General features: G+C 73.7%; 5 protein-coding genes. 1 reads left to right on the forward strand and 4 read right to left on the reverse strand.

The annotated features are described in order from the left end of the window. Positions 1-664: polyketide synthase dehydratase domain-containing protein (locus ACWDZ6_RS33130; protein ID WP_451505791.1), on the forward strand; the 664-nt coding region annotated here is incomplete at its 5' end. Between the two features lie 342 nt (positions 665-1,006). Here the strand turns inward: ACWDZ6_RS33130 and thiO are convergent. The 4 genes from thiO to ACWDZ6_RS33150 form a co-directional block, all read right to left on the reverse strand. Further along, on the reverse strand, positions 1,007-2,125 hold the full coding sequence (thiO, locus tag ACWDZ6_RS33135) for a glycine oxidase ThiO (RefSeq protein ID WP_451505792.1): 1,119 nt from the start codon (positions 2,123-2,125) through the stop codon (positions 1,007-1,009). Between the two features lie 33 nt (positions 2,126-2,158). Next, complete coding sequence (locus tag ACWDZ6_RS33140; protein WP_451505793.1) at positions 2,159-4,453, reverse strand: type I polyketide synthase; 2,295 nt, start codon at positions 4,451-4,453, stop codon at positions 2,159-2,161. A gap of 43 nt (positions 4,454-4,496) precedes the next feature. After that, positions 4,497-5,087, reverse strand: a complete 591-nt coding sequence (locus ACWDZ6_RS33145; protein WP_451505794.1) for an FcoT family thioesterase — start codon at positions 5,085-5,087, stop codon at positions 4,497-4,499. A 55-nt stretch (positions 5,088-5,142) separates the two neighbouring features. After that, positions 5,143-7,485 (reverse strand): type I polyketide synthase (locus tag ACWDZ6_RS33150; RefSeq protein ID WP_451505795.1); only part of this gene is annotated, 2,343 nt, incomplete at its 5' end.

The raw sequence follows: 7,485 nt of genomic DNA on the forward strand, positions 1-7,485 counted from the left end.
CGACACCACCCTCACCCACCTCACCCAAACCACCCTCAACACACTTAACGACAACGACGGCGACACCGAAAACGGCACCCGCGAAACCATCACCGTCATCCCCACCCAGAACCCCCGCACCGACCAGACCGAAACCTTCACCACCGCCCTCGCCACCCTCCACACCACCACCCCCACCGGACTCACCTGGCCCACCACCCCCACACCCACCGCAGACCTGCCCACCTACCCCTTCACCCGCAACCACTACTGGCTCACCCCCGAACCCCGCACCGAAGCCCACCACCTCGGTTTCGCCGCCACCGACCACCCACTCCTCGCCACCTCCACCGAACTCCCCGACGGCACCCACCTCCTCACCACCACCCTCACCACTGCCGCGCACCCCTGGCTCAACGACCACACCATCGCCGGCACCACCCTCCTCCCCGGCACCGCACTCCTCGAACTCGCCCTCCACGCGGGCCGAAGGACAGGCTGCGAGGAGGTCGAGGAGCTGCTGTTCCAGGTTCCGGTGGCCCTGTCGGCCGATCGGGAGAAGGTGCTGCACCTCCTGGCCGGCCCGGTCGACGAGTCCGGCCGCCGGCCGATCACCATCTACAGCCGGGACGCGGACGAGCAGGCCTGGACCCGGAACGCCACCGGCACCCTCGCCGGCGTCTGAAACCGCGCGCGTTCCCCTGGCCGACGTGAAGCGTCGGCCAGGGGAACGCGCGCGTTCGTGCGAGCGGGACACGGTGGGACGCAGGCGGAGCGGGTCGTCCTTCTCGGGCAGATGCCTCACGGCTGTGCCGGCACCCGAACCGGCCGGGGCCCGGACACGGCAAGACCCCAGGCCCGGACAGGCAAAGCCCCGGCCCGGCGGGGTCCGGACAGGCAAAGCCCGGCCCGGACACGGCAAGACCCCGACAGGGGCAGAGGTAGACCCCGGCCCGGACACGGCAAGACCCCGGCCGGGGCAGAGAAAGGCCCGGGCCCATGAGGACCCGGGCCGGAAGGTGGAGGGTCAGGCCGGCGTGGCGGCGAACCTGGCTGCGCCGAACGGGCGTGCGATCTGAGGCAGTTCACCCGTCACGACGGCCTCCGCCATCGCCTCGGCGGTGGCCGGTGTCAGCTGAATACCGACCCGGTAGTGCCCGGTGGCCAGCAGCACGTCCTCCCGGGCCGTCACGCCGAGAATCGGCAGGCCGTCCGGTGATCCCGGCCGCAGCCCGGCGGCGGCGCCGACGAAGCGCAGCCGCGCCGTGGAGGGCACGATCCGCCGCACCCGCTCGAGCAGGTCGGCGACGCCGTCCGCGAGCACCTGCTCGTCGTATCCGGCGTCCTCATAGGTGGCGCCGATGGCCAATTCGCCGTCGGCCCGTGGCGCGATGTACACAGAGCGGTCGCCGTAGCTCCCGCGGACTGTGTGGCCGACAACGGCCTCGCCGTGCAGCCGTACGACGTGACCCTTGTAGGGCCTGATCTCGGGGACCAGGCCCGCGGGCAGGCCCGGCAGCAGATGGGTCCAGGGTCCGGCGGCGAGGACCAGCCGGTCGCCGCGCAGGACCTCGCCGCCGCTGAGCCGGACCGCGGGGGTGGCGTCGTCGAGCATCACCTGCTCGGCCCGTTCCCGCACGACCCGTCCGCCGGCGTTGTGCAGCGCCACGAGGAGGCCGCGGGTGAGCATGCGGGGGTCGATCGAACCGTCGGCGGGTGACAGCATGCCGACGTACGCCTCGGGGGCGAGGCGGGGTTCGAGCCGGCGGCAGTCCTCCGGTGACAGCATCCGGTAGTCGATCCCGAAGTCGTCGGCCATCTGGCGCAGCCGTTCGAGGCCCTGGGCGGCCTGCGCGTCGTAGGCGACGTCGAGGATGCCGTTGCGCAGGAAGCCGACGGACGTGCCGGCGGCCTGGGCGACCTCGGCGGCGAACGCAGGGTAGAGGGCCCGGGAGTGCAGGACCAGGCGGGCGAACTCGGGCCGGCCCAGCAACATGTCGCCGGACGGCGGCAGCAGTCCGGCGGCGACGCCGGACGCCTTGCCGCCCGGTTCCGGGTCGATGACGGTCACGTCGGTGCCGCGCTGCGCACAGCGCCAGCCGACCGCCAGTCCGATGACACCGCCGCCGATGACGATTACGCGCATGGGGTCCTCCGTCTGCTCCGTGGGCCGGAGCGCTCAGTCCTGACTCATCAGGCGCAGCAGGTGGGCGGCCAGGTCGGCCGGTGTCCGGTAGTCGAACAGGAGCGTGGCCGGCAGCCGCAGGCCGGTGAGGGCGGCCAGTCGGCGGTTGAGGTCCACGGTGGTCAGCGAGTCGAACCCGATGGCGGAGAACTCGGCCTCGGCCTGGACGGCCTCCGGCCCCGGGAGGGCGAGCACCCCGGCGACCTCGGTGCGGATGAGCTGCACGACGGCGCCGGTGCGGTCGGCGTCGGGCAGTTCTGCTACGGAGCGGCGCAGCTCGGCGGGGTCGACGTGGTCCGGCCGCCGGGTGGGGCGGGTCCGGTCCTCCTGCCTCGGCGGGCACAGGTCGCGCAGCACGTCCGGAATCTGCGGGGAGTGGTCGCGCAGGGCCGGCTCGTACAGCTGGATGGGCACGAGTACGGCGTCGTCGCGGGCGAGGGCGGCGTCGAACAGGGCGAGCCCGTCGGACACTCGGAGCGCCGAGATGCCGGCCCGTTCCATCCGCTTCAGGTCGGCGGCGTTGAGCCGTTCGCCCATGCCGGCTTCGTCCCACAGGCCCCAGGCGAGCGAGACGGCATGCAGTCCGGCGGCCCGGCGGTGCTGTGCCAGGGCGTCGACGAAGGTGTTGGCGGCGGCGTAGTTGGCCTGGCCGGCTCCGCCGACGATGCCGCTGACCGAGGAGAAGAGGATGAGTTCGCAGTCGGGGAGCGACCGGCTCGCCCGGTGCAGGGCGAGAGCGGCGTCGACCTTGGGGCGCATCACGCGGTCGAGGCGCCGGGGGGTCATGGTGCCGACGGCGCCGTCGTCGGTGACGCCTGCCGCGTGGATGATCATGGTGACGGGGTGTTCCGCGGGTACTTCGTTCAGCACCCGGGCGAGCGCGTCGGTGTCGGCCACGTCGCACGCCACCACCTCGGTGTGGGCGCCGAGTTCGGTGAGTTCGGCGACGAGCCGGCGGGCGGCGGGTGCGTCGGGGCCGGAGCGGTTGAGCAGCAGTAGTCGGCCGACGCCGTGCCGCTGCGCGAGATGGCGGGCCAGGACGGTGCCGAGCGCGCCGGTGCCTCCGGTCATCACGACGGTGCCGTGGGTTCGGGTGGGGCGGCGTGCCGGGGCGCCGGTGTCGCCGGGCCGGGAGCGCTGGAGCCGCAGTTGCAGGAGGCTGCCGTGGCGGACGGCCAGTTGGGGATACGGCGTGTCCGGGTCGGTGAGGGCGGAAACGGCGGACAGCAGGGCGCGCCGTGAGCCGTCGGCCTCGTCGATGTCGACCAGTCCGAAGCGTCCGGGCTGCTCGGCCTGGCTGCTGCGGACGAGCCCCCAGACCACGGAGGCGGCGAGGCCGGCGATGTCCTCGTCGGGCCCACAGGACTGTGCGCCCTGGGTGATGAACACCAGTCGGGAGCCGGCGAGCCGGTCGTCGGTGAGCCACTCCTGGACGAGGGCGAGGCAGCGCTGCGCCTCGGCGCGCACGGCGTCGCCCCCGTCCGTGCCGTCGGCGCAGCTGACGAGGACGACGGACGGGACGGGGGCGCCCCGTCGCAGTGCCGCGTCCATGGTGTGGAGGGAGCTGTAGTTCTCGAAGCTCCGTCCGGTGGCCTTGAGTTCGCCGGTGACGCCGAGGTGGTCGGTGCCGAGGAAGGCCCAGGGCTCGTCGGCCGCCGGGCGGGCGGGCACCTCGGCCAGTGGCCTCCAGACCGGGCGCAGCAGCGCGCCCGAGGCGCCGGTTCCGCGCAGCTGTTCGCGGCTGACGGGGCGCACCATCAGCGAGCGGGCGCACAGGACCGGCCGGTCGTCCATGTCGGTGGCGGTCAGGGAGAGGGAGTCGCCCTCGGTGAGGGCGATGCGGATCCGCAGTGCGGTGGCACCGGGGCGGTGTACGCGGACGCCTCGCCAGGCGAAGGGCAGGTAGGTGTCGTCCCCGTCCCGGTCGAGAAACGGGATGCTCGCCGCGTGGAGGGCGGCGTCGAGCAGGGCGGGGTGCATCAGCATGCCCGTGGCGGGGAGACCGGAGTCGTCCAGCGGGACCTCGGCGAACACCTCGGTGCCGCGCCGCCATGCGGTGCTGAGCAGGCGGAACGACGGCCCGTAGTCCATGCCGCGGGCGGCGAGCCGCTCGTAGAGGTCGGGGATGTCGACGGGCTCGCTGCCGGTGGGCGGCCAGGGTTGTGGTTCGGCGGGCCCGCCCGGGGCGGCGGCGGGCGCGTCGCCGGGTCCGGGGGGCGCGCAGACGTGTCCGGCGGCAGCGGCACCGCTGGGGGCGGCCTCGCTCGGGCGGGGATCGAGGACGGTCATGCGCTTCCTTCTTGGCTGTCGGGGCCCGGGGATGCCGACGGAGTCAGTCCTGGAGTGGCGGCGGGTTGGTGATGGCCGCCGTGACATAGCCCTTGGAGTCGCCGCCGTGCTCGTCGTAGTAGCGGCAGAACGTCTTGACGACGACGAGGGCGTCGCGGATGTCGTTGGCGTCCCAGGCGACGATGTCGAGGATCTCCATGCCGCCCTGGAAGTAGCGTCCGCGCATGGGGACGCGGAAGGAGCTGGAGAAGTCGGTGATGAGGATGTCGCCGAGCTGGCGGTGCCAGAAGTCGTTCATGGACCACTGGTTGAACGGTTCGGTGAGTCCGTCCTGTACGGCCTTGGCGATGAGGTAGTAGGCCATCTGGTTGTAGCAGATGTTGAACTCGACCGAGTTGAAGTGGCCGGTGTCGTCGATGTAGCAGGACTCGGGGATCTCGAAGGTGCACTCGGCCGAGAGCCGGCTGCTCTCTCCGGGTCCGCCGTCGCGGATCACCTCGGCGGTCCTCAGGTATTCGCACCGCTTGGCGCGGTAGGGGGTGAGCACCCGCTGGAGCAGCGGCTCGTCGGTGGGGTATCGCGTGGCGGTGGCGCTGTCGGCGCGCTCTCCGGGTCGCTGCAGAAGTTCCGTCATGGCTCGTGCCTCCAGCTCGTGCGGTGCGCACGGGGTGCGCGGTGGGTGGGGTGGCTCAGCTGCTTCGGGTGCGCTGCGCGGCGAGCAGCAGCTCCTCCACGCTCATGTTCTGCAGCGCGGCGGCCGGTGCGGGGGTCGCTTCGGTCTGCTCTGCGGGTGTCTCCTCCTTCGCGGGCTCGGCAGCCCCGGTCGCGGGGCCGCCGTCGCGGAGCTCGAGCAGGGCGTCGAGCAGTCCGGCGGCGCGCATCGCGGCCGGCGGGATGGTGGCGATGGCGGCACGGATGTCGTCGTCGGCGCGGTCGGCTGCGATCGCCTCGATGTCCGGGCCGAGCTCGGCGAGCAGGAACTCGGCGAGTTCGGCAGGTGTCGGGTAGTCGAAGGTGATGGTGGCGGACAGCCGTATCCCGATCGCCGTGCTGAGGCCGTTGCGCAGTTCGATCGCGGCCAGCGAGTCCATGCCGAAGGCGGTGAAGGGTGTCTCGGGGTCGATGGCCGCCGGGTCGTCGTGGCGTACGACGGCGACCTGTCGCCGGACCAGGTCGAGCACCATGGGCAGCCGCTGCTCGGGGTCGGCGGCGGCCAGTCGCTGTTCGAGCGGTTCGTCGGCCGCCTCCGGGGCGGCGGCGCTCGGGGTGTCCGCCGGCCGGGAGGGTGGTGTGACGAGACCCTTGAGTACGGCGGGCAGTTGGTCGTAGCCGGCCCGCAGCGCGGCGAGGTTGAGTTTGAGCGGGACGAGCAGCGCCTCCGGGCGCGCCAGTGCGTCGTCGAGGAGGGCGAGGCCCTCGTCGGTGGGGAGGGCGGCGCTGCCCGCGAGTTCCAGTCGGGTGAGGTCGGCGGCGGAGAGGGTGCCGCCCATGCCGCCCGCCTCGGCCCACAGCCCCCAGGCCAGCGACTGGCCGGGCAGGCCCGCCTGCTGCCGGTGGGCGGCCAGTCCGTCCAGGAAGGTGTTGGCGGCCGCGTAGTTGGCCTGTCCCGCGCCCAACAGCTGGCCGCTGGCGGAGGAGAAGAGGACGAAGGCTGCCAGGGGCAGGTCCTGGGTGAGTTCGTGCAGGTGCCATGCGGCGTCGGCCTTGGGTCGCAGGACGCGTGTCGTGCGGTCCGGGTCCAGCGCTGTCACCAGGCCGTCGTCGAGGATGCCGGCGAGGTGGAAGACGGCGGTGAGCGGGTGCGCCGCGGGGATACCGGCGAGGACGCCGGCCAGGGCCGTACGGTCGCCGACATCGGCGGCCGCGGTAGCGACGGTGGCGCCGAGGTCCTGGAGTTCCGCGACGAGTGCGCCGGCGCCGTCCGCGTCCGGGCCGCGGCGGCTGACGAGCAGCAGATGCCTGACGTCCCGGTGGCGGACCAGATGCCGGGCGAGCATCGCACCGAGCCCGCCCGTCCCGCCGGTGATGAGGACGGTGCCCTCGGGGTCGAACGGCGGCGGGGTCTGGGCGGTGTCGGTCACCATGGCCAGCCGGGGCACCGAGCAGCGGCCGCCGCGGATCCGGACCTCGAACTCGCCGCAGGCGGCGGCGGAGGGGATCAGGGCGAGCGAGGCCTGGTCGGAGTCGACATCGACCAGCCCGAACCGTCCGGGGTGCTCGGCCTCGGCGGCGCGGACCAGACCGGCGACCGCGGTCGCGGCGAGTCCGCTGGTGACGGCGACCAGGCGGCTGTCGGCGAGGGCCGGGTCGGCGAGGAACTGCTGTACCGCCCGCAGCACGCCGCCGGTGACGGTGTGGACCGCGCCGGGCAGGCCGGTGTCGTCGCTCGGGCAGCCGAGCAGCACCAGCGGGGGCGGGCTGCCGGGTACGGCGGCGAGTGACGCCATGTCGGGTGCGGCGGGGGCGGCGAGTCCGAAGCCGGCTTCGGGCGGTCCCACCACGGCCCAGCCGCCGCCGTCGGCCGGGACGTCGACGGCCGTCCAGTCCACGCGGTGGAGCGGGCTGCGCCTGGCTTCGGCGAGCTGCTGCTCGCTGACCGGGCGGCCGCGCACCGACCGCACTTCGGCGACGGGTTCGCCGTCGTGATCGAAGAGCCGGATGGTGCTGTGCTCGGCGCCGGCGGCGCGGTGCAGGTGGACGCGGACCGCGGCGGCGCCGGGGCGGTGCAGGCGTACGCCCTCCCAGGCGAAGGGGATGAGGGTTTCGCCTCGCTGGAGGCCGCCCAGCGACTCGGCGTGCATGGCCGCGTCGAGCAGGGCCGGGTGCAGCCGGTAGCGGGTGGCGTCGGTGTCGGCCGCCTCCGGCAGCGCTACCTCCGCGTAGAGGTCCTCGCCGTCCGCCCATGCCGCGCGCAGGCCCTGGAGGAGCGGGCCGTAGTGGTAGCCCTGCTCGGCCAGCCGGGCGTAGGCGCCGGTGACGTCCAGGGCGGCGACGCCGGGCGGCGGCCAGGCCGCGAGGCGCGGGCCGGAGGG

Source organism: Streptomyces sp. NPDC002926 (genome assembly GCF_053591755.1).

Bases quoted from the DNA above. Each gene is read 5' to 3' on its own strand.
- ACWDZ6_RS33145 (WP_451505794.1), bottom strand. From the start codon at position 5,087: ATGACGGAACTTCTGCAGCGACCCGGAGAGCGCGCCGACAGCGCCACC.
- thiO (WP_451505792.1), bottom strand. From the start codon at position 2,125: ATGCGCGTAATCGTCATCGGCGGCGGTGTCATCGGACTGGCGGTCGGC.
- ACWDZ6_RS33140 (WP_451505793.1), bottom strand. From the start codon at position 4,453: ATGACCGTCCTCGATCCCCGCCCGAGCGAGGCCGCCCCCAGCGGTGCC.